The sequence below is a fragment of the Paenibacillus sp. 7541 genome (assembly GCF_002276395.1).
Classification (GTDB): domain Bacteria; phylum Bacillota; class Bacilli; order Paenibacillales; family Paenibacillaceae; genus Paenibacillus_AQ; species Paenibacillus_AQ campinasensis.
Genome location: NZ_NQLZ01000028.1, coordinates 1 through 26,013, shown reverse-complemented (window position 1 = coordinate 26,013; position 26,013 = coordinate 1). Strand labels below are relative to the sequence as shown.

27 protein-coding genes and 2 pseudogenes are annotated in these 26,013 nt (G+C 47.0%); 11 read left to right on the top strand and 18 right to left on the bottom strand.

What is annotated here, in order from left to right; translation table 11 throughout:
- Window positions 1-45: 45 nt before the first annotated feature.
- The 9 genes from CHH75_RS17315 to CHH75_RS17270 all read right to left on the bottom strand — a co-directional run bounded on the left by CHH75_RS17315 (window position 46) and on the right by CHH75_RS17270 (window position 7,724).
- Window positions 46-1,152 carry a TolB family protein gene (locus CHH75_RS17315; protein ID WP_095398765.1) on the bottom strand — a complete coding sequence of 369 codons (1,107 nt, stop codon included), beginning with the start codon at window positions 1,150-1,152 and terminating at the stop codon, window positions 46-48.
- Between the two features lie 95 nt (window positions 1,153-1,247).
- Window positions 1,248-2,660, bottom strand: coding sequence for a sensor histidine kinase (locus tag CHH75_RS17310; protein WP_176475606.1), 1,413 nt, complete (start codon window positions 2,658-2,660; stop codon window positions 1,248-1,250).
- The gene (locus tag CHH75_RS17305; protein ID WP_095398781.1) at window positions 2,632-3,345 is read right to left on the bottom strand and encodes a response regulator transcription factor; all 714 of its coding nucleotides are present in this window, start codon (window positions 3,343-3,345) and stop codon (window positions 2,632-2,634) included. The genes CHH75_RS17310 and CHH75_RS17305 overlap by 29 nt, the downstream gene beginning before the upstream one ends.
- A 476-nt stretch (window positions 3,346-3,821) precedes the next feature.
- Window positions 3,822-4,850: a spore photoproduct lyase gene (splB, locus tag CHH75_RS17295; RefSeq protein WP_095398763.1), complete on the bottom strand. Its 1,029-nt coding sequence runs from the start codon at window positions 4,848-4,850 to the stop codon at window positions 3,822-3,824.
- Window positions 4,843-5,091 (bottom strand): transcriptional regulator SplA domain-containing protein, encoded by a 249-nt coding sequence (locus CHH75_RS17290; protein WP_095398762.1) that lies wholly within the window; start codon window positions 5,089-5,091, stop codon window positions 4,843-4,845. Before CHH75_RS17290 ends, splB begins: the two co-directional genes overlap by 8 nt.
- 203 nt (window positions 5,092-5,294) lie before the next feature.
- Entirely contained in the window at window positions 5,295-5,660 is a 366-nt protein-coding gene (locus CHH75_RS17285; protein ID WP_095398761.1) for a GntR family transcriptional regulator, read from the bottom strand.
- Window positions 5,660-6,313, bottom strand: a complete 654-nt coding sequence (locus tag CHH75_RS17280) for an ABC-2 transporter permease (protein ID WP_095398760.1) — start codon at window positions 6,311-6,313, stop codon at window positions 5,660-5,662. Before CHH75_RS17280 ends, CHH75_RS17285 begins: the two co-directional genes overlap by 1 nt.
- Window positions 6,306-7,160: an ABC transporter ATP-binding protein gene (locus CHH75_RS17275; protein WP_095266750.1), complete on the bottom strand. Its 855-nt coding sequence runs from the start codon at window positions 7,158-7,160 to the stop codon at window positions 6,306-6,308. The genes CHH75_RS17280 and CHH75_RS17275 overlap by 8 nt, the downstream gene beginning before the upstream one ends.
- Before the next feature lie 114 nt (window positions 7,161-7,274).
- Window positions 7,275-7,724, bottom strand: coding sequence for a MerR family transcriptional regulator (locus CHH75_RS17270; RefSeq protein WP_095266731.1), 450 nt, complete (start codon window positions 7,722-7,724; stop codon window positions 7,275-7,277).
- A 168-nt stretch (window positions 7,725-7,892) separates the two neighbouring features.
- Here CHH75_RS17270 and CHH75_RS17265 point away from each other — a divergent pair, with 168 nt between their 5' ends.
- Window positions 7,893-8,744: an aldo/keto reductase gene (locus CHH75_RS17265; RefSeq protein ID WP_095398759.1), complete on the top strand. Its 852-nt coding sequence runs from the start codon at window positions 7,893-7,895 to the stop codon at window positions 8,742-8,744.
- A gap of 75 nt (window positions 8,745-8,819) precedes the next feature.
- Here CHH75_RS17265 and CHH75_RS17260 read toward each other — a convergent pair whose 3' ends face one another.
- Window positions 8,820-9,416 carry a LysE family translocator gene (locus tag CHH75_RS17260; RefSeq protein WP_095398758.1) on the bottom strand — a complete coding sequence of 199 codons (597 nt, stop codon included), beginning with the start codon at window positions 9,414-9,416 and terminating at the stop codon, window positions 8,820-8,822.
- 58 nt (window positions 9,417-9,474) lie between these two features.
- Here CHH75_RS17260 and CHH75_RS17255 point away from each other — a divergent pair, with 58 nt between their 5' ends.
- On the top strand, window positions 9,475-10,086 hold the full coding sequence (locus CHH75_RS17255) for a helix-turn-helix domain-containing protein (RefSeq protein WP_095398757.1): 612 nt from the start codon (window positions 9,475-9,477) through the stop codon (window positions 10,084-10,086).
- Window positions 10,087-10,238: 152 nt separating this feature from the next.
- Here CHH75_RS17255 and CHH75_RS17250 read toward each other — a convergent pair whose 3' ends face one another.
- From CHH75_RS17250 to CHH75_RS17235, 4 genes are all read right to left on the bottom strand, one after another.
- On the bottom strand, window positions 10,239-11,849 hold the full coding sequence (locus tag CHH75_RS17250; protein ID WP_095398756.1) for a hypothetical protein: 1,611 nt from the start codon (window positions 11,847-11,849) through the stop codon (window positions 10,239-10,241).
- Complete coding sequence (locus CHH75_RS17245) at window positions 11,833-12,561, bottom strand: ABC transporter ATP-binding protein (protein ID WP_155618909.1); 729 nt, start codon at window positions 12,559-12,561, stop codon at window positions 11,833-11,835. The genes CHH75_RS17250 and CHH75_RS17245 overlap by 17 nt, the downstream gene beginning before the upstream one ends.
- A 260-nt stretch (window positions 12,562-12,821) precedes the next feature.
- Window positions 12,822-14,249 carry a serine hydrolase domain-containing protein gene (locus tag CHH75_RS17240; RefSeq protein ID WP_095398755.1) on the bottom strand — a complete coding sequence of 476 codons (1,428 nt, stop codon included), beginning with the start codon at window positions 14,247-14,249 and terminating at the stop codon, window positions 12,822-12,824.
- 53 nt (window positions 14,250-14,302) lie between these two features.
- Window positions 14,303-14,875 (bottom strand): TetR/AcrR family transcriptional regulator, encoded by a 573-nt coding sequence (locus tag CHH75_RS17235; protein ID WP_095398754.1) that lies wholly within the window; start codon window positions 14,873-14,875, stop codon window positions 14,303-14,305.
- 226 nt (window positions 14,876-15,101) lie between these two features.
- On the opposite strand from CHH75_RS17235, the pseudogene CHH75_RS25560 reads away from it, so the two are divergent.
- The 3 genes and pseudogenes from CHH75_RS25560 to CHH75_RS17225 all read left to right on the top strand — a co-directional run.
- Window positions 15,102-15,164, top strand: a pseudogene (locus tag CHH75_RS25560) (hypothetical protein); the annotation flags it as partial.
- 59 nt (window positions 15,165-15,223) lie between these two features.
- The gene (locus CHH75_RS25355; protein ID WP_341036287.1) at window positions 15,224-15,373 is read left to right on the top strand and encodes a response regulator transcription factor; all 150 of its coding nucleotides are present in this window, start codon (window positions 15,224-15,226) and stop codon (window positions 15,371-15,373) included.
- Between the two features lie 334 nt (window positions 15,374-15,707).
- Window positions 15,708-16,295: a CPBP family intramembrane glutamic endopeptidase gene (locus CHH75_RS17225; protein ID WP_255223055.1), complete on the top strand. Its 588-nt coding sequence runs from the start codon at window positions 15,708-15,710 to the stop codon at window positions 16,293-16,295.
- Between the two features lie 273 nt (window positions 16,296-16,568).
- Here CHH75_RS17225 and CHH75_RS17220 read toward each other — a convergent pair whose 3' ends face one another.
- Window positions 16,569-17,579 (bottom strand): carbohydrate-binding protein, encoded by a 1,011-nt coding sequence (locus CHH75_RS17220; protein ID WP_095266703.1) that lies wholly within the window; start codon window positions 17,577-17,579, stop codon window positions 16,569-16,571.
- 614 nt (window positions 17,580-18,193) lie between these two features.
- Here CHH75_RS17220 and thyX point away from each other — a divergent pair.
- Window positions 18,194-18,877 (top strand): FAD-dependent thymidylate synthase, encoded by a 684-nt coding sequence (gene thyX / locus CHH75_RS17215; RefSeq protein ID WP_095266701.1) that lies wholly within the window; start codon window positions 18,194-18,196, stop codon window positions 18,875-18,877.
- A gap of 168 nt (window positions 18,878-19,045) precedes the next feature.
- Here thyX and CHH75_RS17210 read toward each other — a convergent pair.
- The 3 genes and pseudogenes from CHH75_RS17210 to CHH75_RS17200 all read right to left on the bottom strand — a co-directional run bounded on the left by CHH75_RS17210 (window position 19,046) and on the right by CHH75_RS17200 (window position 21,801).
- Window positions 19,046-19,746 (bottom strand): annotated as a pseudogene (locus CHH75_RS17210) (aspartate/glutamate racemase family protein).
- A gap of 188 nt (window positions 19,747-19,934) precedes the next feature.
- Window positions 19,935-20,891, bottom strand: a complete 957-nt coding sequence (locus tag CHH75_RS17205) for a hypothetical protein (RefSeq protein WP_095398752.1) — start codon at window positions 20,889-20,891, stop codon at window positions 19,935-19,937.
- Window positions 20,892-21,255: 364 nt separating this feature from the next.
- Window positions 21,256-21,801, bottom strand: a complete 546-nt coding sequence (locus CHH75_RS17200) for a helix-turn-helix domain-containing protein (protein WP_095398751.1) — start codon at window positions 21,799-21,801, stop codon at window positions 21,256-21,258.
- A 329-nt stretch (window positions 21,802-22,130) separates the two neighbouring features.
- Between CHH75_RS17200 and CHH75_RS17195 the strand changes: the two genes are divergently transcribed.
- The 5 genes from CHH75_RS17195 (at window position 22,131) to CHH75_RS25550 (ending at window position 25,859) form a co-directional block, all read left to right on the top strand.
- Window positions 22,131-23,027, top strand: a complete 897-nt coding sequence (locus CHH75_RS17195; RefSeq protein WP_095398750.1) for an MBL fold metallo-hydrolase — start codon at window positions 22,131-22,133, stop codon at window positions 23,025-23,027.
- Window positions 23,028-23,067: 40 nt separating this feature from the next.
- A complete protein-coding gene (locus CHH75_RS17190) occupies window positions 23,068-24,066 on the top strand; it encodes an alpha/beta hydrolase (protein ID WP_095398749.1) in 999 nt (332 codons plus the stop codon).
- Between the two features lie 122 nt (window positions 24,067-24,188).
- Entirely contained in the window at window positions 24,189-24,569 is a 381-nt protein-coding gene (locus CHH75_RS17185) for a RidA family protein (RefSeq protein ID WP_095398748.1), read from the top strand.
- Between the two features lie 71 nt (window positions 24,570-24,640).
- The gene (locus CHH75_RS25610; protein ID WP_483310956.1) at window positions 24,641-25,525 is read left to right on the top strand and encodes a DMT family transporter; all 885 of its coding nucleotides are present in this window, start codon (window positions 24,641-24,643) and stop codon (window positions 25,523-25,525) included.
- 178 nt (window positions 25,526-25,703) lie between these two features.
- Window positions 25,704-25,859: a recombinase family protein gene (locus tag CHH75_RS25550; RefSeq protein ID WP_217989084.1), complete on the top strand. Its 156-nt coding sequence runs from the start codon at window positions 25,704-25,706 to the stop codon at window positions 25,857-25,859.
- Window positions 25,860-26,013: the final 154 nt, after the last annotated feature.

Here is a 26,013-nt window from a genome sequence, read left to right as displayed (position 1 = left end):
TTATAGGCCAGTACTGTAGGGCTAGCCCCCTCTTGCTCATTATGGTTACAAGGAAGACTCTATATGAACGATGTGGCTATTGAACTGCGTCCCGCTCCATTCTGTATACGCCAGCGATTCGCCTGACGGGCTCCATCGCGTCACGGTATTTCCGATGCCCACCGCAATCTGGGTCGACTCGTCGCTTAGCATATCGTACACATAAAGACCGTGAGTCGTCCCGCTGACATCCGCTTTGAGGCTGTACGCAATCATCCGCTGATCCTGCGACCAGGATACGCCTCCAAGCTCGGCTCCTTCCGCAATCGTCTTACGATTGCCCCCGGTCTCATCACACCACACCAGTGTGCTTCTATCCCCAACCTGCTGCAGCACAAGCAGTTGATCTCCGCTCGGCGATGGTACGACATCGTACACATGCTCCAAGCCGAGGCTTGCCTTCTCCTTGGTTGCAAGGTCCAGCACCTGCAAGGTTTCATCGGCACTGGTGTTGTAATACCATTTATCCTTCATCTTGTGAACGATGAATAACGCTTCCTCCTGTAATTCATCAATCGTTGTGATCTCCCCTGCTTTAGTCGCCATATAAGCACCGCCGCTGTATGCCGCACCGATGATCGTATCATTATCGGCCCATCTGGCGCTCATAGCTCCACCAATCGATTCGCCGTAAAGACCGACTTCCTCCCCCGTATCAAGGTTCATCATATAGTACACCGGGTCGCCTAAAGAAACTTCGCTATAGAGCAGATAGCCTTTGTCTGCGGATAAGGCAGCTTCCCCCAGAAAGGCGTTCTCCCGTTCCTTCAGCAGCTCATATTCCTTAGTATCAAGATGGTATACATACAGGCTTCTCGGGTAAGCATCCGACAGCTCTGCCAGGCTCATCTTCTCCAAAGCTTCGTTGTCCTTGGCAACGATCACCGTATCTTCATCCAGCCAGTCGGAAATTTGCATATTCTCATACGGGTCGATCCGCTCTACCTTGATGCTCGGCCTGCCTGCGGGTTCACCGGCATCTTCAATGACGGTAATCGTGCCGCCCGGCTTTTCAATGACGGTTGTATTCCCCTCCTTCTCCTCTTCACAGGCTGTTATGGTGAACAGCAATGCCAATATCGACACAGCTATTAGCAGCGTTGTATATTTCATAAGTTCATCTCCTCCTTGCTCCTTATGCTATCAGGAGATTGTTTCCGAATTCGCCGCCACCTATTTCGAAGATGTAAACAATTGTTTCGAAAATATTACCGTCCACCCGTACCCGAGAAATCACAGGCTGGCAACGAGACGCGGAACGTTGTTCCTTCCGTTCCGGTCTGCACCAGCTCGACGGAGCCTTCCTGCGATTCGGCGTACTTCTTGGCAAGTGCCAGCCCTAAGCCGACCCCGCCGCTCTGCCGGGATCTGTTCTTGTCCACGGTATAGAACGGTTCGAAGATTTGCCGCGCCACCTCATCCGGGATGCCGATGCCAGTGTCGGCAACTTCAATGACCGCCCGGCCGTCCTTCAAGTAATTCTTTACCACAATACGCCCTCTAGGCTTATTGTACTTAATGGCATTGTCCAACAGGTTAGCAAGGATAATGGTCAGGATGTCTTTATCCGCCTCGGCGTAAACTTCCGTCAGACGTTGTTCCAATTGAATGCCAAACTTGTCCATCTTCCCCTTCAACCCGTCCAGAACCGGTACAACCACTTGCCGTATATCCAGCCGCTCTTTGCTGAATTCGAAATCGTACTTCTCTAATGCAGACAGCTGCAGCACTTTATCGACCATCTCGTACAGCCTCTCGGTTTCGCTCCTTATAGTCGCCTTTGCCGTTTCCAACAGCTTCGGATCGTCCGGATACATATCCAGCAAGTCGAGATAGGCCTTCACGGAGGTGAGCGGCGTTTTAAACTCATGCGTGACGTTGCCGATAAATTGCTTCTGCTGCTCGATATGTCCCTTGATCTGCTCGCTCATGGCATGAATGCCTTCACTGAGCGTTCCCATCTCATCCTTGCGTTTAAGGACCGTCGTTTCATATCGACCTTCCCGGACACTGTTCACCATGCGGTTCAACCGGATGATCGTATTCGCGAATGAATTAAAATAGACATAAGCCAGCACAAAGCTAAGCATAAATACGCCGCCGCCGATCCAAATAAAAAGCTGCCTGATTTGATTATAGAACGCCAGGTTCTCCGATAAGGAGTAATAGAACTGGACGACACCCACCTGATCGTTACCGACCCTTAGCGGGGTCATATAATACAGGGAATCATGCTCAGCCCAATAAGCGGTTTTATTGTCAAGTGCAAATGTCAGTGTCTCCTTCAAGCCGTCGGATAAACGAGCGGGGCTCCTGGAGCTGACGACGGCCCCTTCCCGGTCGTATAGAACAACCGACTGCCCGCTGATCAATGCCAGCCGCTCTGCAAACTGTTCTCCTTCGGACGCAAGGAACGCTTCAGGAACCTTGCTCGGTTCAGCCAGGATGGTCTGGATAAAGAATATGTTCGCCGTGACCGCCTGCTGGGCTAAATATTGCTCATACGAGCTCTGCTGATTTCGTTTGATTCCCTCCAATACGAGCAGGCTCAACACAAATACGGTAAGCAGCAATAAGACGGCCAGAAAAACACTAAATTTTATTCTTATGCTGTTGGTCACTGCGCCCTCCTGCTGCTTTATACCCGACGCCATGAACCGTCTGGATCAGGTCGCTGAACTCCGCCCCGAGTTTCTTTCTCACTCGCTGGACATGAATATCCACGGTGCGTGTGCCCCCGATGTAGTCCATTCCCCATACCGAATCCAGCAGCTGCTCCCGCGTATACACTCGGCCGGGGTTTACCGCCAATAGGGCCAATAGGTCATACTCCTTCGGTGTTAGCTCCAGAGGAATATCGCCTGCCACCACACTTCGCCTGCCCACATGCAGCCTCACGCCGCCCAGGTCGATCTCTTCCGGCTCCGGCTTCTCCGCTGCAGCCTGCATTCTCCGCAGCAGTGACTTCAAGCGAGCCAGCAGCTCTCGCATATCAAACGGCTTGGTCATATAATCATCCGCTCCGAGCTCCAGTCCCAGCACCTTGTGGACAATATCCTCCTTGGCCGTAAGCATAATGACGCCCGTACTGCCCCGGTCAGGAAATTTCTTCAGAATATCGTAGCCATCCATTCCCGGCAGCATCACATCCAGAATAACGGCATCCGGCCGAAACTCAAGCATCTTCGGAATGGCCGCTGCGCCATGATCGACCACTTCGACGCGATATCCCTCTCTTCTGAGCGCATAAGCGATAGCATCCGATATCTGCCGTTCATCCTCCACCACTAGAATTTTCTCATTCATCGGACGGTACGTCTGCGATGGGTTCGTGAACCACGCGCACACAGCGGTGCTCCGTCCAGCCTGCCAAAGCCCTTTTCGAAGATACGTTACATTCGGTTACTCCCTGGCTCATCACATGCCCTCCCCAACAATAACTTCCTTCATCCATAATATCGCAAGCGGGATAGAACATGCACCTGGGAATGGGTATCTGATCGGCTCCTATTTTATTCCGGGTGGCATTCTCCTTAATCCAGCAAGCTCCACTTGTAGCATTTCTCCGCCAGCTCTTTCGTTAGGCGCTAATGGATTCCATCAAGGTGAGCTATCCCACATCATGACGAAAATAGGGTATAAGCATATTCAATCCAAGACTTTTTATTCTGGAAGTAAGCTATTTATGGGACAAGACGCCTCTATGTTTATTCTGGATGCCCAAAAATAACTTGCCGGTGCAGATAATGAGAGAAACCGCATCATCCATGAAGGAATCGGGTTTACGTAAAATATTCAATTCTTGCATTAGGAAAATACGTTTGGATATACCTGCCTAGCGTATCTTTAATATCCTCCTGCTCTTGATCGGTGTACACATATTTTCCAATTCCATACCGTCCCCACTTCCACTTCCTCTTGGATTCATCAAGCTCCAGCTTCGTCATCGGATAGTTCTTCTCAATGACATTCTTCGCTGGTTTAGTAAAGCGATGCTGAATCAGCTCAAAGGTCAAATCTTTAGTGGAAGAAGGGGGGAGTGCGGATTCTAATTTCTCGAACATATCCTTGTAACCCTCTTTCCATCCGTCATGCAAATAGATAGGGGCAATAATGAAACCTAATGGATATCCTGCCTCCCCGACCTTCCTGGCGGCTTCGATCCTCTCTGCCTGCCTGGATGTACCGGGTTCAAAATTTTTAATAATATATTCGTCGTTCATACTGAATCGAAAGCGAGTCCGCCCATTATGCTTGGCATCAAGCAAATGATCAATATGGGCAAACTTCGTTACGAAGCGTAATTTCCCCAATTCAGACTGGCCAAAATACTCAATAGCCTTCTTAAGTGTATGGGTTAAGTGGTCAATACCCGCGATATCCGAGGTACATGATGCTTCAAACCTTGTAATCTCAGGGGCTCTTTCCTTCATATATTGATCCGCAGCTTCAAAGATATCGTCAATATTGACATACGTCCGAATGTACGGCTTACTTCCCATCGTCGTTTGTAAATAGCAATAATGACAATGGCCCATGCACCCTGTTGCAAACGGAATAGCAAACTCAGCCGAGGGCTTTGAAGTATCGAACTTTAAGGTTTTTCGAACTCCGACGACTAAAGTGGACTTCGCTATTCTATATTTTTGAAAGTCGTTGTCTCCCGGCAGGTTTCGGATTTGGTTATGTGAGGTTGTCTCGCGAATTTCGATACCCATTGTTTCAAACTTGGATATTAATTCTTGTCCCAACGGATATTCCAATGCCCTTGGCTCTACATATACGAGTTGAGGCACAAATGGCTTAACCATAGTACGCCCCCATGTCCGATAAACCGAATGCCTCCCTATAAGCGTCTTCAGCTTCACTTGCTGTTGAGTATACCGCGACCTCATCGTTCAATGGATAATACGTCTCATATATAAATAGCGCATAATTTCCTGGCGAGTCAGGATCATTCACTACCGCAGCTTCCTGAACATTCGCGACACCCTGGACATGCGGGTTACGAATGATGACATACACAATCTGTCCCGGTTGATATTCATTCATCTCTTCATCGACCCCTATCCTTCATGTTTCGGTTAGTATCGCACAAAACAATCTGGTATATGCCGACACGTAAGGAGATCCTTGTGCTTTTTGCTTTTCACGAACAAATCTTAGAGGTGAAAACCTTACCCTTCCATATGATGGGGTTCTTTCGCTCATACATATCGCAAAAAAAGGAGCTGCTCAACCAGCTCCCTCCTTGTCTAATATACCTTCTTCAACATCTCAATCGTTTCATCCAGGGTAAGCCCGAAGGATTTGTAATACGGGGTGTCAAGAAGCATTTGCTTCAGGATCATTTCATTGCGAATCTCCAATTTTCGATCAGCAGATAGTTCGGCGACAAAACAGCCCTTCCCTGTTACGGTATGAATCAACCCGTATCGCTCCAGTGCCTCCCAAGCCTTTTTGACCGTAATGACACTGATGCTAAGCTCCTGAGCCGCTTGTCGGATCGGTGGAAGACAATAGCCGTTTTCCAATTCTCCCTTCAGAATCTGGGCGCTGATTTGCTCAAAAAGCTGCTGGTATATCGGTTTGTCCGATGCGTTCGAGATTGCAATGTTCATTAGACTTCCACTTGGAGGAATCGTTTCACCGCAAGCCGATTAGCGATGACGGAAAACGCCGAGAAGATCACGATTCCAGAGATCAGGATGAAGGCCTGGAGCCTCACTTGCTGCGCGCCGGTTCCGTAGAAAATCTCATTCACAACCGGGCTTTGAATGCCGATCCATTGGGTGATTCCGGCGAACAGCATGGCGGCCGTAACGGCGGCGAGCAGCGCCCAGCCGAATTTGTAAGCCGTCTTATAGAACATCGGGATAAAGATGAGGTTAAAGATCGCAAACATGACAAAGTTTAACCCCCAGAAACCCATATTCGGCGGGAAAAAATAATAGGTTACATTCGGATATAAGCTCATCGAAATGGAACCGAAGATCGCGGCAATCACAATATGCAGCAGTTCAAAGCCGACGACAAGGGTTACCCTTGCTTTTACCATATCTCGTTTGGCGACAGGCATCACCGACGTAAACATCAAATCGTTCTGCGCTTTAAATTGGTTGAACACATTCGGAATCGTGATCCAGCAGAAATACAGCGGAACCACAAAGTAAATCCAACCGGGAATGAGCATTAAGGCACCAAACAAGAGAGGAAACAGAAAGAAAAAGGGGGGCACGGCCAGCCGTACATCCTTCATCACCAGGTTATACATACTCATCCTCCTTCTTCGCATAATAGACCATGATCTCCTCCAGGCTCGGCGTTGCCGCCTTTATGTTCCAGGAGTTATCGAAGTCACTCGCGGGAATCAACCCTGTAAATCCAAAAGAATTCATCCTATAGGAAATCAATCTGTCCTTCACCTGGTTCAGCTGCGCTGCAGAACCATTGAGAAGAAGATAGGACTCTTTGAACTCTTCCTTCTCCCCGCTGTGGACGATTTGCCCATCTACAATGAAGGTTATATAATCCGCACACTTCTCCAAATCTGAAGTAATATGCGTCGAGAACAAAATGCTGATTTCCCCGTCGGCGACAAGTCCTTGAAAAATATCCAACAGCTCGTTCCTTGCCACCGGGTCAAGCCCGCTTGTCGGCTCATCGAGAATGAGAAGCTTTGCCCCGTGGGACAAGGCGATGGCAATGCTGTATTTCACCTTCATTCCCGTCGATAGCTCGGCAATCCTTTTGTTCTCATCCAGCTTGAATCTCCGAAGGTAATTGCGGTAGGTTCCCTCGTCCCATTTGGCATAGAACTTCTTGATCACATTGGTCAATGTCTTCAATTTGCTTCGGGTGTAGAAATCTACACCGCCCATGGCGTACCCAATCTCCTGCTTCAGTTCAAGTTCGTACTCGGCCATATTTCTCCCCAATACATGAATTTCTCCGCTATCCATGCGGGTCATATTCAGAATGGATTTGATCGTTGTGGTCTTCCCTGCGCCGTTCGCACCGATAAAACCCATAATATAGCCCTTCTCCAGCTGAAACGATACATTCCTAAGTTGAAAATTGGGGTATGTCTTATTTACATTTCGAATGTCTAATGCAAGCACCTCATCCATCCCTCCTCACCAAATTGTGCATATCGTGTATTCACAATATATCTCTTGCGAGGTGATCTTGTCAATGCCTGCCAAAAAGTTTTTATCGAGAGGCTTATAACGATCTCACGCTCTACGCGCAGCGCTGGAGTAAAACACATCCCCATGCATATGCTGAATTCTGTCCCAGTGCGCGGGGTTCATTGTATCTGGAGAGCGATTCTCCAGAATGCCCTGGTACAGCGCTGTCTTCTCTACCAAATGGGCAACGTGCCGTTTGGCTTCTTCGAGCTTAGCGAGCGCTGCTTCTTTATGCTCCATCATGAGTGCGTAGCGTTGCGGAATGGTCGAATCCCCCTCGAGACATAAATCGATGTACTTCTTAATGACATCGATCGGCATCCCGGATTGCTTGAGGCATTTGATGCCATGCAGCCAGTTGATCGATTCTTCGTCGAATAATCGAATATTATGCGCATTGCGCTGTATGCTTGGCACCAAACCTTTATCCGTGTAAAAGCGAACGGCGTGCTCCGTGAGTCCCGTAATCTGAGCGGCTTCTTTGACCGTATACATGTGGATTCCCCCTTAAAAAAAATAAAAGCCTCTTGCCTTCGTGTTACACGAAGGCACTAAGCTTATTGTAAAGCAGCTGAGCCGTAATCGGAAATCCCGCTCCAGTCCCCGATGCTCGGGGATACGCACCAGTTGCTGTTATACATTTGAACCATAGGAGGAATCGCAATGCAAACTGTAACTTTGAATAATGGTGTGAAAATGCCCGTCCTAGGCTTCGGGGTCTACCAAATTCCCGATGCAGAAGAGTGCGAGAACGCCGTGTACGAAGCACTGTCGGCCGGTTACCGCTTGATCGACACCGCCGCCGGTTACCTTAACGAGGAAGCGGTCGGACGCGCGATCAAACGCAGCGGTGTGCCGCGTGAAGAGCTGTTCATTACGACCAAGATCTGGGTTCAGGATGCTGGCTACGAGAGTACCAAGCTTGCGTTTGCCAAATCCCTGAAGAAGCTGCAGCTGGACTATCTCGATCTATACCTGATTCACCAGCCGTTCGGCGATTACTACGGCACTTGGCGGGCGATGGAAGAGCTGTACCGGGAAGGCATCATCAAGGCCATCGGGGTCAGCAATTTCATGCCGGATCGTCTGATGGACCTGATTGTGCATAACGAAATCGTCCCCGCCGTCAACCAGATTGAAACGCATCCGTTCTATCAGCAGACAGAGAGCGCTGCCTTCTTGAAAGGGCAGGGCGTGCAGCACCAGTCATGGGCGCCGTTCGCGGAAGGACGGGGCAACCTGTTCGGCAACGAAGTATTGACTTCGATTGCTGAACAACACAACAAGTCCGTCGCACAGATTGTATTGCGCTGGCTTGTTCAACGAGAAATTGTTGTCATTCCAAAGTCGGTTCGCAAAGAACGAATCATTGAGAATTTCAACATTTTTGATTTTGCATTAAGCGCGGACGATATGGAACGCATTTCGGCTCTCGATACACGGGAGAGTCTATTCTTATCGTACCGCGATCCGGAGGTCGCCAAGATGATGGGCAACTGGAAAATCGAGCTGTAAGCCTGGGTTCGGTTTCTTCATGTATCGGATCTATCGGCGTAAACAAAATGGCGGCTATGCAGCCGCCATTGCCCATTAATGCAAAACTATTGAAATAGCACTATATACCAATAACAACGCCATAATTACATTAAACGGTCTTCTATACTGTACTAAAACCTTTTGAAATATAACGCCGAATAAGCCCCAACTGCAAGAACTCATTATTCCAACCGCCCCCAAAAAGAGTGAGAAAATAAAGTAACTAAAGTAGGAATTATAATAAGGAAGAAGGAAGGTTGCTACCACGGTTATGCCATAAAGCACGCCCTTTGGATTTATAAATTGGAGTAATACCCCCATTACAAAAAGATTTCGATCCCTGCCTTCATTCCTCTCCCTACCATGATGATTGTCATTATTACTGGTAAGTGTTTTGAAAGCCAGATAAAGCATATATCCTACACCTAAAATGGTCAGTGGAAGCTTTATAACTGGCAGCAGGTTTATAAGCACAAGGTTAAAAAAACTACACAATAAGGCAAGAGCAAAAAATCCTGCTCCTACTCCTAAACAAAACGTCATTGTTTTCTTTAATCCATATTTGTTCCCAAACGACATCGCCATAAAGTTATTGGGGCCTGGGGTAAAGCTATTCACAAAAACAAACAACAAGAATGATAACATAGGCATGTTGATCTCCCCCCCTTCTTTCGTATGTTATAATGTATGAAACGTACAATATAACTTATTGCAATATATTGTACATAACGGACGTTATAATGTAAATTACATAGGGGTGATTTTTATGGAAGAAATCAACATGATATTGGCAAGAAATTTAAAGGCGATTAGGGAGAAGGAAAAACTAAGCTTAGAAAAGGTCTCAGAATTAAGCGGTGTCAGTAAAGCTATGATCGGACAAATTGAACGAGGAGAATCCAGTCCGACACTTTCAACGATTTGGAAAATTGCTAATGGATTAAAGGTCTCCTTTACTTCTTTAATTCATAACCCACAGCCTGATGCCAAAGTGATTTTAAGAAATGAGATGCAGGTCTTATCTGAAGACAATGGAAGGTATAGGGTATTTCCCTCCTTTCCCTTTGAGGAGGAGAGACGTTTTGAAGTTTACTCTATCGAAATGGATAAAGCGGCGAAGTTAAGTTCAGATCCCCATAGAAAGGGTACCGAAGAATTTATTACGGTTTTCGAGGGGGAGGTTACTATTACGGTGAATGATTGCCAATACAAGCTGAACAATGGCGATTCTATTCGATTTAAAGCGGATCGGCCCCACACCTATTATAATTCCGGAGTAACATTAGCTCGTTTAAGTATGACCATTTATTACCCCATGTAAAATGCCTTTAGGAAACATACTGAAATCAGAAAGCACCCTCGAATGAGGGTGCCTTCTTAATGGAATATAGATCCGATTGTCAAGAGATCAGACCCCCGTGGATTCGCTCTACAATCATTAGAATTATAGCCGCGATTCCATCACCTCTCCGGTTACTTCACTCTAAACGTTCGATGTGCATACTTGCGGACGGATACAGCCGAAACCGCCAAATAAGCAAGTGTAACCACGAGAACAAAGCTCGTGAAAATAACGGGCGGCAGCGGAATAAAGACCGCGGCTCCACAGATCCCCGACACAACCATCGTCACGACGAAGTATAGCGGATTTTTCACGTTCAGATCCGTGGAATACGGCTGAAAGATATAGTATAGAAACAAATGATGGTTGGTGAAGAAGACCGCCAGCCCAATAATGCTGAGCCATAGCAGTACGGTATCCCATTGCAGCAGGTCCCCGCCCGACGTGAAGCTTAACAACGTCAGCGCGCCCCCCACCACAGCAGCAATTTGCAGATTCTGCCCAAGCATTTTGCGAAGCCGGATCATGAAATGCTCATAAGCGGCGTCTCGGTAGAAGCTGTAACGGGTTAAGCTGATGTCACAATGATAGAACATTGCTCTGCACGTTGCTTCCCCAACCGCCAAGAAGCTCATCGCAATCGGCAAAATAGAGAACACCATGTTCAGCTCCAACTGCGGGGACTCCGGCAGAATCCGGCTCATGGCCACCATCACGATCGAGCCGATGATACCGACACCGGCCACTATTGCAAGACGCTTGCGGACCGGTCGGCGGACCAAGCTGCGATGTCTAGCGAAGAAAATCGCGTTGAGATAACCATAGCCCTCCTTGCCCTCCACTGGCTCACGCCGCAAGGTTTCCTCTGCATAGTCGCTCTCTTGGGCTTGAACGCTCGTTTTATTGGCATCCGCAATCATGGCACTGACGTTCAAGTACGGGTCATCCCGCTTCGTGGTGGCATCCACTGCCTCCCGGTAATGACGATACCGCATCAGCTGAACAGCTGCCCATGTTCCTACCCCTGCTATCACCAGCACCGTTAACCCATGCATCGGGAGTGGCTGGACTACCGGCAGCTTCTCGAGGAACAACGGCAAATACGCAGCGGCATAGCCTACGATAATGACGGTCCATACAATGGCCATTTGCTTGACCAGCACCATCCCCGTCCTCTCGAATAGCTTCAGATGGAAGTACTCGCACAGCACCCTCCACCCTGTGACGGCAACCGCAAGCATCACCGCCAGCATCACCGTGCCCTGCAGCAGCAGCACGAATACCAGCAGCGCCGGCAGGTAACTGATGAAGAACACGACATAACGGTAGGACAAAGCCGCGTGCATATAATGCTTGGGCGACATTCGCATCAGCTTTACCGCCACATACTTCTCCCGCTTCGGTTCCAGCACATTGGCACTGCTGACTCCAGCAACCAGTAAGCTAATCAGTACAAAGACGTGAACGAACAGCGTGAGCGGATCGTGAGTGCGCGTCCATTCGCTGAACGCCGTCACCGGCCAATAGACAAAAAAGTATAGGTACAGCAGCTTGGACACAAAGCTCCACAAGAACAACACCACGAACACCAGAACACCGGCCGAGCGCTTCAAGTCTGTTCTTGCATAGATGGAACTCTTGACCAGCTTGCCAATCAAGGGCAGCCTCTGGAAATAGTAGAAGAATAAATTGATCGCTGACGACGTCCGGATCGCGAGCAACGTACTAAGAACCTTCAACATGGCTCTCGTCCTTCAGCAGCTCGATGATGCTCTGCTCGAACTCCGGACTGCGCAACAGTTCGGGCGATACAGACGACAGCCGACCGTGATTCAGAATCACGAGTTCATCGCAAAGGTCGGATGCCAGCTGCAAAATATGAGTGGAGAAAATAAGGATATGGTTATGCTTCATCTCGCGGAGCAGCTTCTTCATCTCCAGCGCGACGATAACGTCAAAGGATGTGAGCGGTTCATCCAATAGAATGACCGGCGGCTTCGTGATCAAGAACAGCAGCATCTGCAGCTTGTTCTTCATGCCGTGGGAATACCCTTTAATGAGGCGATGCCGCTCTTCCTCCGCCATGCTCATCATGTCGAAATATTGATCGATCGAATGGTCGATCGTCACCTGCTGACGGCGGGTCACCTCGATGAAGAACTTCACGAATTCATAGCCTGTCAGGAATTCCGGCAGGATCGGCAGCGAATAGACATACCCCACATCCTGCTCACGCAGTTCGCGCGTCTCGCCGTCCGTCACTAGCAAGGATTGGCCGCTATCCATCTTCAGTTCGCCGCTAAGGCAATTGAACAGTGTCGTTTTGCCTGCCCCATTCCGTCCCAGCAGTCCGTAGATCTTCCCCTTCTCGAATCGATGCTCCACACCTTGAAGCACCTGCTTCTCGTTGAACTGCTTCGTAATCTTGTCCAGCACCAGTTGTATGGTAATCATTCCTTCCTCAACATAATACAGTAGCTCGCAAGGTCCGTGTTCCTATTTTCTCCTGCTCCTGGTCATCTTTCTATTCATCGAGCCTGGAGACATTCGTAGCTTTATGCATAATTCCGTTCGTATCGATGGCTTCGCTCTTGCCATCATTCCTCCTTCTTCAGTTATTCATATAAACAATTATACTATAGCTTTTAGAGACTTGTATTTATGACACCCGTTTCGGTAATGATCTACACACTATAGCCTCATTGCTATCCAGTTCATCGACTGATATTCAAGTGTTGTTTTTTTCGTTTCACTGCAATAATAAGGAAGATTAAGAGACCGTGAATTGCCAATATCGCAATCAGACATTGAATGAGAAATTCGATGTCTGGAAGGAAAAGACCAACCGTCCTCCACGAAACACCCACACTATATGTGAATAATGGAATCAGTCCGACAGCGAATGTGATGGAGAAGATCCCCATAGTAACCCATAACTTTTTATTTATCGTGGTTCTACGTTTTAGTCGGAATAAACTAAGAAAAGATACAATCGCCAACAATATTACAACACCAAGTGTAATCCATTGCGTGCTACCGTCTAATTGTGCCAAATCCGGATTTTCTCCGTTCATAATGGCCCGAATTCCCTCCATGATACTTAAATACGAAACAGCTTCTAATTCATGGTATTTATTCGTCAAAAGAACGGCGCCCAAATTTTGTTCGGGTATAAAGAATACTTCCGATCGATATTCAGGCGTTGCACCTGTATGATAAGGATATGTATTGCCCGTTCTTGGGAAGTGCCATCCCAAACCATATCGTTTGCCATGTTCAGGTGCGGTTTGTAATTGTTCTAGACTTTGTTCTGTTAATAATTCTCCGCCGTTTAGCATGAAGTTTATGAATTGGGTAAGGTCACTGGCGGTTGAAGTCATATAACCATAAGGCGCTCCCGATTGATCATACAAGCCATCGCCTTTAACGGGTCTGCCGACCCATGAATGAAAGCCGGGCACAAATCCTTTGTCTATCGCACTTTCGTAATTGGCAGTCGTGTTGTTCATGCCAAGAGGAGAGAAAATATGCGTATCCATATATGCTGCGAAGGACTGGTTGGACACCGCTTCAATAATAGCTCCTAAGAGCAAATAATTGGCTGAATTATATTCATATGCCTCACCCGGAACACGGCTTAACTCTACCCCACTCAACTCTGTAACGGCTTGAGTTATACCTTTCTCCTTATCACGACCTCGCTGATCTGTCACTTTCAATCCATCATAAGCGCTTATCCCGCTTGTTTGTTCTAATAGATGGCGCACCGTTATCGATTTCATTCCATCTGTTCGATACTTAAACCACGGGATGTAAGCTTCTATCGGTTCATCTAGCTTTACTCTTCCCTCTTCCACTAACGCCATGATTGCAAGAGATGTCAAAGGCTTACTTACTGAACCTATAAGAAAAGTCGTGTCTTCCGTTACTGCTGACCCGTCACTCATTGTTCCCCAGCTATCTTGAAAAATGGTCTGGCCATTATGTACGATTGCTAACGAAGCCCCAGGAATTCGATATTCCTCCAGCGCTTCTTTCATAAATGTTTCGATTTGCTGAGCCGTATCTCGATCTTGAGCGGCAACAGTAAGGGAGGGAGCGACGAGTAGGAAGATGAATAAACCGATTACTATTTTTTTCATATGATCACCTTTCGGGTTAGTTTAGTTGTATATACAAGTGAACACATGAGAGTTTATACAGAATGGGACTGGCTTAAATAAAGCTCAAGGAGTTCGCCCAAAAGTTGATACGCGTGGTCAATATCAAATTCATCGTCGACAATTTTCTGAAGCGCTAACCCATCGAAGCAAGCCAACAGTATACTGGCAAGCGCAGAAGCATTATGGGAATCGCCTAATATGTGCTGAAGTGGTGTGGAAAGACTTTCTCTCCCATTCTTGAGAATAGACGCTACTTGCTGTTCAAGATGCCCACCTTCGTCTTTGATCCCCAAAGAATAAATTTCATATCTCCAACGATACCAGTCGGGATTGTCCTTCGCTCTGGATTTGATTTCAAGCAAAAGTCCCTCGTGGCTTACAGCATCTTCTGTCCGTCTGTCATATTGCCTGTGGTAATGCTTTTGGACTTCATGTTGTACGGAAAGCAACAGTTCTTCTTTATTTTTAAAATAATAATGAACAAGTCCCGATGTCATATTGGCTTCGTTTGCGATATCTTTTATCGTAGAGTTAACATATCCTTTTTTCACAAATACTTTGTAAGCCGCCTCGATTAATGCTTTCCTTTTATCCTGTGTGCTCATATAATACCGCCCTTTCTTGGTTGGTTGACCAACAAAATTGTACTAACCTTATAATATAAAGTCAATAAATGCATGTTGTTGGATTTCTTCACATAAGCCTATCTATATGTTTACAATGGTTCCAAGTTTATGGATTTCCTGTATGATGATGTTATGAAAAAAATATTACCGTTCATGGAATGGGGCCTAACACGGATGCGAGCAGTTTCAGCCCGACATTGTGCTGATGGATATCAACATGCCTGTCATGGACGGCGTGGCGGCAACGGCCCTGATCAAGAAGCGATTACCTGATATCAAGATTATTATGCTGACCTCTTATAGAGAAGTGGAGTATGTGCTTCCGGCCTGCGCAATCAAGAGATTGCCGAGGCGCTTTTTCTCAGTGAAGGGACCGTTAAGAATTACATCTCAACGATTTATTCGAAGCTGCATGTCAAGGGAAGGCGAGAAGCTGCCCGCTTAGCCCGAGATTCGGGCATATTGGATCACAAGTAACCATGTCATGACCAAAGCGCACTGTGCTTTATGACTTTTTCAGCCTAAACTCATAACTAACCAAATGTGATAGGAGTTGATGAAAGACATGAAGAAGATAAGGTCCAGCAGCATAGAGAGGCTGCTTCGCTTCCCAATAATCTGGATGCTTGTGGGTGCAGTCGTCATTATTCTTATACAAGGATTACTCTTTGTGCTTACCCAGCGAATAGAAGGGGCTGGCTCCCTACTCTTAACCCTCCTGTTGGGCTTAGTAGCCATCCTGGTATATAAGCTTACTATGAAATACGTGGCTCGGCGGCCCATTCCAGAGCTATCCCGGCAGCATGCTGGGGTGGAAGCTGTCCGAGGCGTCATCACGGGGGCGATGTTTATCGCAGCGTCCACGCTTATTATTGTTATGCTCGGCGGCTACTCCTTTCAATGGGCGGCGGCGGCAGATCCGGGTTCTATTGTCATGGCGTCCATTGAAATCGCGCTGGGCGCAGCGATACTCGAGGAACTGGTGTTTCGTGGATTAATGCTTCAAGCTATACAGAAATTAGGGGGCAGCTGGATTGCACTTGCGGTAACCTCACTTACCTTTGGGGCCTTCCATCTTGGAAATCCAGGAGCAACGCTATGGAGCGCTGTTGCCATCACCCTGGAAGCAGGGGTTCTGCTCGGAGCTGCATTTTTGTGGCGGCGCAATTTGTGGTTTGTCATGGGGCTGCATTTTGCCTGGAATGCACTCGAAAGTTTGCTTGGCATTCCTGTATCCGGACTCCCTGCGGACGGGTTGTTTACTGTGCAGGCACACGGAGCAGCATGGCTCACAGGGGGGGATTTTGGCCTGGAGGGCTCTATTGTCACGGTGATCCTAGGACTTGTGATTGCTATTCCGATGCTGATCGGTGCTGCACGGAAAGCGAAACCAAACTGAATGCGATTCATTGACTTGCAAAGAAAGAGCGCATGTCTCCGCTCCTTCTTTGGCTGTTGGGAACAGCACTGAGCTGTGCCTTATAGGAAAATGTGGCTGTTCAACAGTTCCTTTACTGTCATTGGACTGAGTTCATTAACTCGTAAAAATATTCATGGCGGTCACTAAGATGAAATGCCGATGGAAGCTGTAACACTCACATAAGCCATGCCCGCAAGCACAAGAAAGACGCTGATCCGCTCAGCGTCTTCCCAGGGCATTTCCCTATTCGATTTAATTCCTGCCTCCATAGCCCTTATATGTTGCATAAACTGAATTTGCATATTGATCTGCCAGAATAGGACGGCCATAAGAGTCCGTTGCGCCCGGATACCAGTTATCTCCTCCGTTATAGTGTAGTAAGCCGTTATATATGTTGCCGAATCTAACAATTTTATCATTTAAAATCAATGCACCCAAGTATACCTGATCTTGTTCACTGCTGTGATTATAGGCACGGCCAAATTTTGAAACGAACTGAGATGAATAAGCACTGCGTGTGTTTGGCTCTACCTGCATCAATCCGTCGCCGGCCGATGGACTACCTGGTAAACCTGCTCCAAAACTGCTTTCCTTTTTGATAACCGCACTTAGCAATAAAGCAAAATCCCCGCCTTTACCGTAAGCATTATCCGCATTCATGACATAGGTCCATATATGACTCGGCACCTCGGCAGGCTTTGTTACTCCAGGAGATGGTGAGCCCGTATAAATCTTAACCGATGACATTTTATCATTGGCCGCATTGCCGACCCAGGAGGTATCCGAGGTAAAGGTCCACTTTGTTCCTCCAAAATGATCATTCTCATATACTTCAACCGTCCAACCGCTAGGAACCCTAAGAGAGGACATCCAGTCATTCGGAATTCCATGTGCATTCAACTGGGACAATGTATAATTACCTACTCCAAGAGTTACTGCTGTTCCACCATAGTTTATATCTGCATAGAATGTCACGCCGTTTGTTGCTGGTGGCGTGGTTGGAGGTGTAGTTCCACCACCGCCTCTCTGCCATAAAGCAGGAACATTGGACGGTTCCCAACCTACAAGGGAAGTATGTGCCTGAAGACAGGTATACGTGCTTCCGTTATACGTTACCGTATCATTTACTGCATAGGCAGTATTAGGAGCCCATGCTCCTCTAGCGGCTGCATCTGCCGGCAAGGCCGGGTAAAATGTGGATACGATGAATGCAAAGACCAGCATAAGTGAGAGGGCTTTAAAAGAAAACTTTTTATTAGTCATTTTAAAACCTCCATAGATTATAGTTGTGCTATACCAGCTTTCGTTAAGCCGGTATACATATAAACCTTCTAAACAAAATCCGGGTATTCTTCAGGAAGTATATAATCACTGACTTATCCTAGTAGCTAATCAGCTTATTATTACGTTTGATCGTAGGCGTTCGTATGACCGCGACTTTCCATTCATCTATTCATAATGAGTCCCTCCCCCATCTATAAATTAATTTATAGTATTCGTTAAGATATACCGCTTCTCCTTCTCAATATTTTCCAATATAATAATTTTTTCCTACAATTGTACGGTTCTCTGCAATATATCTAAGTACAAAGCTTGACCGCTAAATCTACATCAGTAGATAAAGAAGAAGCCACTCCTCTAATGGAATGGCTTTCACTATTCTGAGTATCTTGCCCCTACGGTCAATTGAACTCTGCTATGATACGATGCAATATATTTTTGCTATCTTCGTCCTACGGTTTGACCACAAAGTTTAAATTAATATATAGGGTGAGTATAACCATGTTCCATCTTCACTTAAAGAGTCTGGTCCACCTCCCCATTATTTGTTATGATATTTCTTTGAGAACATATGATGTTAGGAGGGATGCCTTATCATGAAAATCAATGTGCTTGATAAAGGATATGTTAGACTCGTAGACCATATGGGTGGGGATCTCTCCGTTGTAAATAGTGCAAGGGTTTCCTACGCAAAAGAATCAAAGGAACTTACACCTAACGATGTTAAGCTTATCAAGTTTTTAGCAAGGGAAGATCACATGTCCCCCTTCCGCCATGCTACTATTCAATTTGAAGTTTACGCCCCCCTTATGGTAGCGCGGCAACATTGGAAGTACGTAGTGGGAAGTGACCACACAATGGATGCTTGGAATGAAGCTTCTAGAAGATACATAACGATTGATGTAGAGAATTATGTTCCTAACCCAACTGATTGGCGAAGTAAGCCTGAGAACTCCAAGCAAGGAAGCGGAGAGCCTGTAACTAATACAATCGGTCTTGAAGCCACACAAAGATTACTTCGGCAGATTGAACAAGGGCTAAAGGATTATGAATGGGCTTTAGAAAATAATATCGCTCCTGAACAAGCACGTCTGCTTATCCCTTCAGCGTATGGAATGTACACAGCGTATTATTGGACAGCCTCACTTCAATCTGTTTGTCACTTCCTCAATCAAAGGCTTGCCCATGACTCACAATATGAAATTCAACAATATGCTGCGGCAGTTTATGAGTTGGTAAAACCGTTATTCCCCGTTTCGCTAGAAGAATTGATCAAATAATTGTGTCCCTCTCTTTTCTGATAAAGATTATAACTATGCATGCTGGCGCCATCCAACCAAAAGAAGCGTCAAGGACATTGAACTGTTCTTTGACGCTTCCCTTAGCGATGAGTTTGTGCTTACTTATGATACAGCTCTACTATTCTGTCCATACGGATTGCCTTCATTTTACGCCTCGTCCCCTAACGCAAAGTCAACGGCGGCCTCGGCATGAAGTCGTGTTGTATCATAAATCGGGATATTGCAGTCTTCTTGCGAAATGAGCATTGTGATTTCCGTACATCCTAGAATAACAGCTTCCGCTCCCTTACGGATAAGACTGTCAATTATCTCTAAAAATTATTCTTTGAATGTTCATTTATAATGCCAAGACAAAGTTCATGATAAATGATATCGTGGATGACCACTCTATCTGCTTCATCCGGAACCATAACTTCAAGTCCAAACCGGTTGATAAGCCTACCCTTATAAAATTCTTCCTCCATAGTAAAAGCGGTCCCTAACAAAGCCACCTTTTTTATTTTATCGCTAATAATTTTATTTGCTGTTGCATCTGCAATATGAAGTAAAGGAATCGATACCGAGTTCATCACTTCCAACGCCATCTTGTGCATCGTATTCGTGCATATGACGATGACATCTGCTCCACCTGCTTCAAGTTTTTGTGCCGATTCAATCATGATCTTCGTTGCCGCTGTCCAATTTGCTTGATGCTGGAGATCCTTAACTTCTTGAAAATCTACGGAATACATCAAACTTTTTGCAGAGTGGTGTCCACCTTTCCTTTCTTTTACCCTTTCATTAATGATTTGGTAATAGAGTAAAGATGATTCCCAACTCATCCCACCTATAAGTCCAATTGTTTTCATTACCTTCTCACATCCCAACCTTTTATCTTATTTTGGCATAAGTATTTCTAGTTTGCATTAGGATGGATCAACCTTGCCGTCACTTATGATACGGCTCTCCTCGTTGTCTGTAACGGCAAGTTTTAGGCCATCCTGCAAAGGATGGCCTCTCAGTTCTCAGTATAGTACACACCCATAAATGTCCAGGTTCACTTTGGTTGACGCTGGAGCTTCCCTCTTTCATAAAAATAGTTTGCCGCTTCATACGCTTCTTGTTCGAGGCTCATAACGGCCGTGACCTTGATGTGATTGGTCTGCTCGTCTAGCGTGGCACTGCTGAAGGAAACATTCGGCATCCTGAGCGTATTCTTAATAGAAGCACTATACGAAAGACCTTGGTCACTCCATCGGTAAATGGTTACATCCGGCCAGCTCATGTGCAACCCAGGGAATTGATTTATGAGCTCTTCGACTCCATCGCCATCCAAATCAGAGACCCTTGGGTAACCCCAATCTTCGAATCCGAACCATTCTCCTTGCATGCCATCGTAATAATAATAAGCCATTCGACCTGGTCCATTGGCAGCCAATTCAACGGCTCCATGCACAATAGACTGTACCCCTTGCTCTTTCTGCTTATAATCCAGCCTAAACAACGCCTGCTGTTGTTCGGGAGTTTCGTGTTCAATACTGGACGAAAAACAGTCTGGATACCTGTAATTCTCGTTCTTGTGGGTTAGAAGCACGACTCTTTCGTAATCGAATCCGCATAAATCATCTTCCGGCACTTTATACACGTCCAGCACGACGGGATCCCCATTGATCGAACCGAACGGAACGGTTCGGGTCTTTACCCATCCTTCCCCAATCTTCGAATTGACAAGTGCGGTCAATTCTACTGGCTTGAACTGGAGTTCGATAGACTCGGGAAATGCGTATCCTACAGTTCGATCTGCCATCACATGATCAGTCTCTTGCTCGGAACCGGCCTTCTCATCTTCCTCAACGATACCGGATTCGTTCTCCTCGCCCGCCATGGGAACGACAAACTCCTTCAAGGAAGACGATGTAGCTTGTTTGTCACTTCCGCACGCGGTAAACAACAACCCTACAACCAAACAGGTTGCTGTGATCAGGAGGCTGCGCAGCTTCGCCTTTGTTCTCACAATGTCCCCCCTTTTACATTCTCTACTAGATCAAACGTGACATACAGGGAAAAGTTGCATTACTCATAAAAACGAATACAGAATACCTAAAAAAGATTCTTAAAAAGAAGGCGGTAAAGGAACTAAAGGAATTAGTACGCCATGTTAGCTGAGCGTACTGTTGCCAACTAGCAACACCAGTAATACCCTAAAGGCAATGTAATTAACACACTCACGCGGCCTCTTCTCCTAAAATTTCGCCCTACTTGTGATATGGTTCAGCTTAACGGGGCTATCGGCGAAAAATACTAAAGGGGTTCCCTTCCGCCGTTCTTTATAAATGATCATCAGCGGTTCGTACGGATGTACCTCCACTTCCGTTCCGTCAAAAAGTAGGCGGAGTAGCAACCGCTATGAGCAGCGTTTCGCCTTCCCAAATATTCTTATAACTATGGGGGATTCTGGCATCATAATAGATACTGTCCCCTTCTTCGAGCGTGTAACGTTCATTGCCCAGCATAAACTCCAAACGCCCGGAGTGGACAAATAGAAATTCCTCTCCATCGCTATGGCCGACGCCAATGTCGCCGTAAGCCGCTCCTTCTTCCAACACTCCCCATATCGGTCCCATTCGATTGCTGCTTCCTTGACTGAGCGCGTACCAGGTAATACGGGAACCTTCGGAATGCACCAAAGGTTTGCGCTCGTTTTTCCTAACGACAATGCTTCGTTTCTCCTCGCCAAACAAATCGGTAAAATTCACGTTTAATGCATTTGCTATACGCTTCAGAACACTGATGGACGGATTCGCCTTATCGCGTTCAATTTCACTAAGAAAAGATACGGATACAGAGGCTGCTTGAGCTACCTTCTTGAGCGTTAATTTATGTTTTTTTCGCGTGCTTCGAATGGCTTCGCCGATCGAATTCATATGCAAGCCTCCTTAATTTTCGATATGATTTCGCTGACGGCGAAATTTATAACTTTATAATAGGCGTAAACATGAGCAATATCAAGCCCTTTCACTAGTGCGAAATTACGGTGTAAAAACGTTGATTTGGCGCCATTATTGGACTAACATTTAATCAAGCTTGGTGAACGAATCTTACCCGGGTATCTGAGCATCGTTCATTCCAACAGAATCATTTTCATTTACAGCGAAATTCTCGTAGATAATAAGAAACGAATCACAATGATGCAACGGCTTCCTTGTTTTTCGGTTCAAAGAGATATGCCCGAAGGACGAAAGGAGTGAAAAGAATGACCGCTAAAATTCCCAAGGTCTACCGAGTCGGTGATGTTACCGTGACGCGTGTCACGGAGATGATGCTTGACGGTATTCCGCCAGAAGTATATTTTCCGGGATCGTGGAACCCCCTGTTCCTGGAGCAGAATCGGAACTCTCTTCCAGCTGGCCTGATCGATGACAATTCTCAGCTTATCGTCAGCATTGGAACGTGGGTGGTGAAAACCCCGAAGCATACGATCCTTATCGATACGGCTACAGGAAACGATAAAAACTTGCCTTTAAATCCCGATCTAGCCAATCTCCAGCTCCCCTATCTCGAGCGGCTGAAGGAGGCTGGGGTTACACCGGAGGAAGTGGACTACGTTCTACTGACGCATCTGCATGTGGACCATGTTGGCTGGAATACAAAGCTTGTGGATGGAAAATGGGTACCGACCTTCCCCAATGCCAAATACGTATTTCCTCTCGCAGAGCAGCAATATTACTCCAGCGAGGCCAGCCATAACGAGGCAAACGAAGCAAACTTTAACGTTTACGAAGAAAGCGTATTGCCTGTTGTTGAAGCCGGCTTAACGCAGACCATTGGCCCTGAGGGCGGGGAATTCCTTGATCTATTCACATTCATTCCGACACCCGGCCACTGCATCGGCCAAATGTCTATCCGTCTTAAATCCGGCGAAGAAGAAGCTTTATTCGGCGCCGATGTGATGCATCATCCGTTTCAGGTCTATAATCCGGAATGGAATTCAATGTACTGCGAATTTTCCGATCAAGCGCGTGTTTCACGGCTCCGGGTGCTGGAGCTCATCGCGGATCGCCCGGTCATTTATTTCAGTACGCATTTCCCCGGAAGTGCGGCGGGGTACGTGACTCGCAGCGGGGGCAAGTATAAGTGGACCTTTATTTAATACAGCCTGATAACAAAATCCAACGGAAGGCGCTGAGCTTATGACAACCCATCATTTTCTTAAAAATAACCCTATCGTGACCGAAGACCTGCATATCCCGAGCGATACGCCGGGAATTGAGCTTTATGTACGAAATAAACGTCCCGCTTCCATGAATACCTTCTCTAACGAAAAAACAATCGTAATGGTTCATGGCGCTACCTATTCAATTGGCAGTCTGTACGATGTGAAGCTGGACGGCTTCACTTTTCTGGACTACCTTGCCAGCCATGGCTATGACGTATACGCCGTGGATGTTCGCGGCTACGGCGGCTCGACAAGACCGCCTGAGATGGAGCAGCCTTCCGACCTTAATCCGCCGCTTGTCCGCACGGAGACAGGTGTCCGGGATTTTGGTAAAGCCGTGGACTACGTTCTGAAACGCCGGAATTTGACGAAGGTCAACATACTGGGAATGTCTTGGGGGGGAACCGTTGCGGGAGCTTATACCAGCCAAAACAACGAGAAAGTAAACAAGCTTACGCTTGTTGCACCACAATGGCTAAGCTCCAAACCGGTTCCGATCGATACCGGAGGCCCGCTCGGTTCGTATCGCCTTGTTGCTGCCGGCAACACGAAGGAACGCTGGCTTAGCGCGGCGCCAGAGCATAAACGCAGTGATCTGATTCCGGACGGCTGGTTTGAACAATGGGTTGAAGCCACTCTTGCTTCGGATCCGGGGAGCTTAACCGATCATCCCGGGCATATCCGGGCGACCAACGGCCCTATCCTGGATATCCGCGAATACTGGACGGTTGGCAAAGCTTTCTATGATCCTAAGGATATCACGGTTCCCGTCCTTCTTGTCCATGCCGAGTGGGATATCGATGTCCCTCTTGAATTGGCGCAGAGTTTCTTCACTTCCCTGACAGGAGCCGCCTACCGCCGCTGGGTGGAAATCGGTGAAGGGACGCACATGGTATTGCTGGAGAAAAACAGACTTCAGGCTTTTCAAGCCATTCGCGGTTTCTTGGATGAAGCGTACGCGCCAGCGAAGTAACGCTGCCGCTGCACAGTCGGATTCTAAGATTATATCGCTTGCCTAATGAGAGGCCCGGGCTTGTCGCCTCGGGCCTTTTTCTTCACCCATTTATCAAAGAGACGAAAGAGGAATTAAATACGATGAGCCATATCGCTATTACAACAACACAAGCACCCGCAGCTATCGGCCCTTATTCGCAGGCCATCGCTTTAGGAAATGCCGTCTATACGTCGGGCATGCTTCCGATTGATGCCGAAGGAAATCTGAAAGAAGGCATCGTTGACCAAACCCATCAAATCATAAAGAACCTGCAAGCCGTCTTAGCTGAAGCTGGATTATCTTTAGCAGACGTTGTAAAAACATCCGTTTTCATGACGGATTTAGCGCATTTTCAGCAGATGAATGAAGTGTACAGCCAATATTTCAGCGATCATCACCCTGCCAGAACAACCGTAGAAGTGTCTAAACTTCCAAGAGGCGCCAAGATTGAAATAGAGCTTATCGCAGTCAAACGCAATTAAATCCGCTCCATTATCCTTTATTTCTGTGAAAGAAGGCGCATCTGCTTGCGAACTTATTTACTTCTCTTGTTTTGCGCAGCCCTTTACGGGAGCAACTTCGTCTTAGGCTCGCTGCTGCTGGAAGCATTCCCCGCCTTGCATCTGTCGGCATATCGGCTTCTGGTTTCATCGGCGTTCCTGCTTATTTATTTGGTTGCAACTCGTGGCTTGGCGAAGATTCGTTCCGCGACTTCGTTTATTTGGTCCCCTTCGTTCTAATCGGGATGCTGCTTCACCAAGTTTCTTTCTTTACAGGTCTCCGGACAACGGACGCAACCACAGCTTCGCTCATCTTATCGTTAGCTCCAATTTTTACGGCGCTATTTGCCCGCTTATTTTTGAAAGAGCCGTTAACGAAACGCATGGTTGCAGGCTCGATTGTCGCCCTCACCGGTGTCTTCTTCGTGGTTGGAACTGGCGGAAGGATGAGCACAGCCATTAGCGAAGGCGTCTGGATAGTGTTTATCTGTATGTTGGCATTGTCGGGATCTATGATCCTCATGAAAAAGCTGACGGAACGTATGGATGCCTTTGTCGCAACGGTGTATACCACCGTACTCGGCTGCATCTCGGTATACCCGGTGGCGGTCTGGAGCGAGCCTAACGTACAATTACAGCCTCACTTTTGGTGGTGGGTTCTCTTGGTCGGTTCGGCGCTGCTTATTCAGGGCTTATGCGCCGTAATCTGGAATGCGCAGATTCGCAAGGTAGGGGCGGCTAAAGCATCCCTGTTTCTGAATTTACAACCGTTTGTCGCCATGATTTTAGGTTATATCACGCTCGGCACCCCGATTTCCTTAACGCAGGTGGCAGGATCTGTTCTTATTATTTCCGGCGTAGTTCTAGCCACTATGCAGGGACAGAGAACAAGGAAAACAGAAGGCGTTACACTGAAAATATCCTCTGCCAAGAGATAATAAGCCTGCGCTGTAATCGAGGCTCACAAGAAAAAGACGACAAGCCAAAGGGAGCGCTTTATATCATGGCTCCCTTTGGCTTTAGGTTTGAGGGCCATCCTTACGGCAAGCTGCCGCTGGGGTATCGGGTAACCCCGACCCCGGCAACCTTTCCAAGCGTTTCAAGACCGTTATTATTGTGCCAGACGAAGCCTTAATTGTTCGAAAGATATTCGAGCTATACGCTGCCGGACGCGGCCTGAAAAGCATCGCCAATGAGCTAATTGATCCAGCACTGCATCCATCTCAATCCCCTTCCATTGATAGGCCTGCAATAAAACGTTTGTATCAATAACGTTATCCCTTTTTATAAAGGTATCTATCGAGCTCGGTTGTACGATCAATCTTTTTTCCTCCTAATTAAGTTTATTACAGCGTTTGTTTGGTTCACGGATTGTTTTTCAGAAAGAACGGATTTCCCCCAGACAAACGTATAGCGGTTGGCATTG

Bases quoted from the DNA above. Each gene is read 5' to 3' on its own strand.
- CHH75_RS17315 (WP_095398765.1), bottom strand. From the start codon at position 1,152: ATGAAATATACAACGCTGCTAATAGCTGTGTCGATATTGGCATTGCTG.
- CHH75_RS17190 (WP_095398749.1), top strand. From the start codon at position 23,068: ATGACAACCCATCATTTTCTTAAAAATAACCCTATCGTGACCGAAGAC.
- thyX (WP_095266701.1), top strand. From the start codon at position 18,194: ATGAAAATCAATGTGCTTGATAAAGGATATGTTAGACTCGTAGACCAT.
- CHH75_RS17250 (WP_095398756.1), bottom strand. From the start codon at position 11,849: ATGTTGAAGGTTCTTAGTACGTTGCTCGCGATCCGGACGTCGTCAGCG.
- CHH75_RS17235 (WP_095398754.1), bottom strand. From the start codon at position 14,875: ATGAGCACACAGGATAAAAGGAAAGCATTAATCGAGGCGGCTTACAAA.
- CHH75_RS17200 (WP_095398751.1), bottom strand. From the start codon at position 21,801: ATGAATTCGATCGGCGAAGCCATTCGAAGCACGCGAAAAAAACATAAA.
- CHH75_RS17280 (WP_095398760.1), bottom strand. From the start codon at position 6,313: ATGTATAACCTGGTGATGAAGGATGTACGGCTGGCCGTGCCCCCCTTT.
- CHH75_RS17220 (WP_095266703.1), bottom strand. From the start codon at position 17,579: ATGACTAATAAAAAGTTTTCTTTTAAAGCCCTCTCACTTATGCTGGTC.
- CHH75_RS17285 (WP_095398761.1), bottom strand. From the start codon at position 5,660: ATGAACATTGCAATCTCGAACGCATCGGACAAACCGATATACCAGCAG.
- CHH75_RS17195 (WP_095398750.1), top strand. From the start codon at position 22,131: ATGACCGCTAAAATTCCCAAGGTCTACCGAGTCGGTGATGTTACCGTG.
- CHH75_RS17305 (WP_095398781.1), bottom strand. From the start codon at position 3,345: ATGAATGAGAAAATTCTAGTGGTGGAGGATGAACGGCAGATATCGGAT.
- splB (WP_095398763.1), bottom strand. From the start codon at position 4,850: ATGGTTAAGCCATTTGTGCCTCAACTCGTATATGTAGAGCCAAGGGCA.
- CHH75_RS17290 (WP_095398762.1), bottom strand. From the start codon at position 5,091: ATGAATGAATATCAACCGGGACAGATTGTGTATGTCATCATTCGTAAC.
- CHH75_RS17240 (WP_095398755.1), bottom strand. From the start codon at position 14,249: ATGAAAAAAATAGTAATCGGTTTATTCATCTTCCTACTCGTCGCTCCC.
- CHH75_RS17265 (WP_095398759.1), top strand. From the start codon at position 7,893: ATGCAAACTGTAACTTTGAATAATGGTGTGAAAATGCCCGTCCTAGGC.
- CHH75_RS17245 (WP_155618909.1), bottom strand. From the start codon at position 12,561: ATGATTACCATACAACTGGTGCTGGACAAGATTACGAAGCAGTTCAAC.
- CHH75_RS17270 (WP_095266731.1), bottom strand. From the start codon at position 7,724: ATGTATACGGTCAAAGAAGCCGCTCAGATTACGGGACTCACGGAGCAC.
- CHH75_RS17185 (WP_095398748.1), top strand. From the start codon at position 24,189: ATGAGCCATATCGCTATTACAACAACACAAGCACCCGCAGCTATCGGC.
- CHH75_RS17260 (WP_095398758.1), bottom strand. From the start codon at position 9,416: ATGCCTATGTTATCATTCTTGTTGTTTGTTTTTGTGAATAGCTTTACC.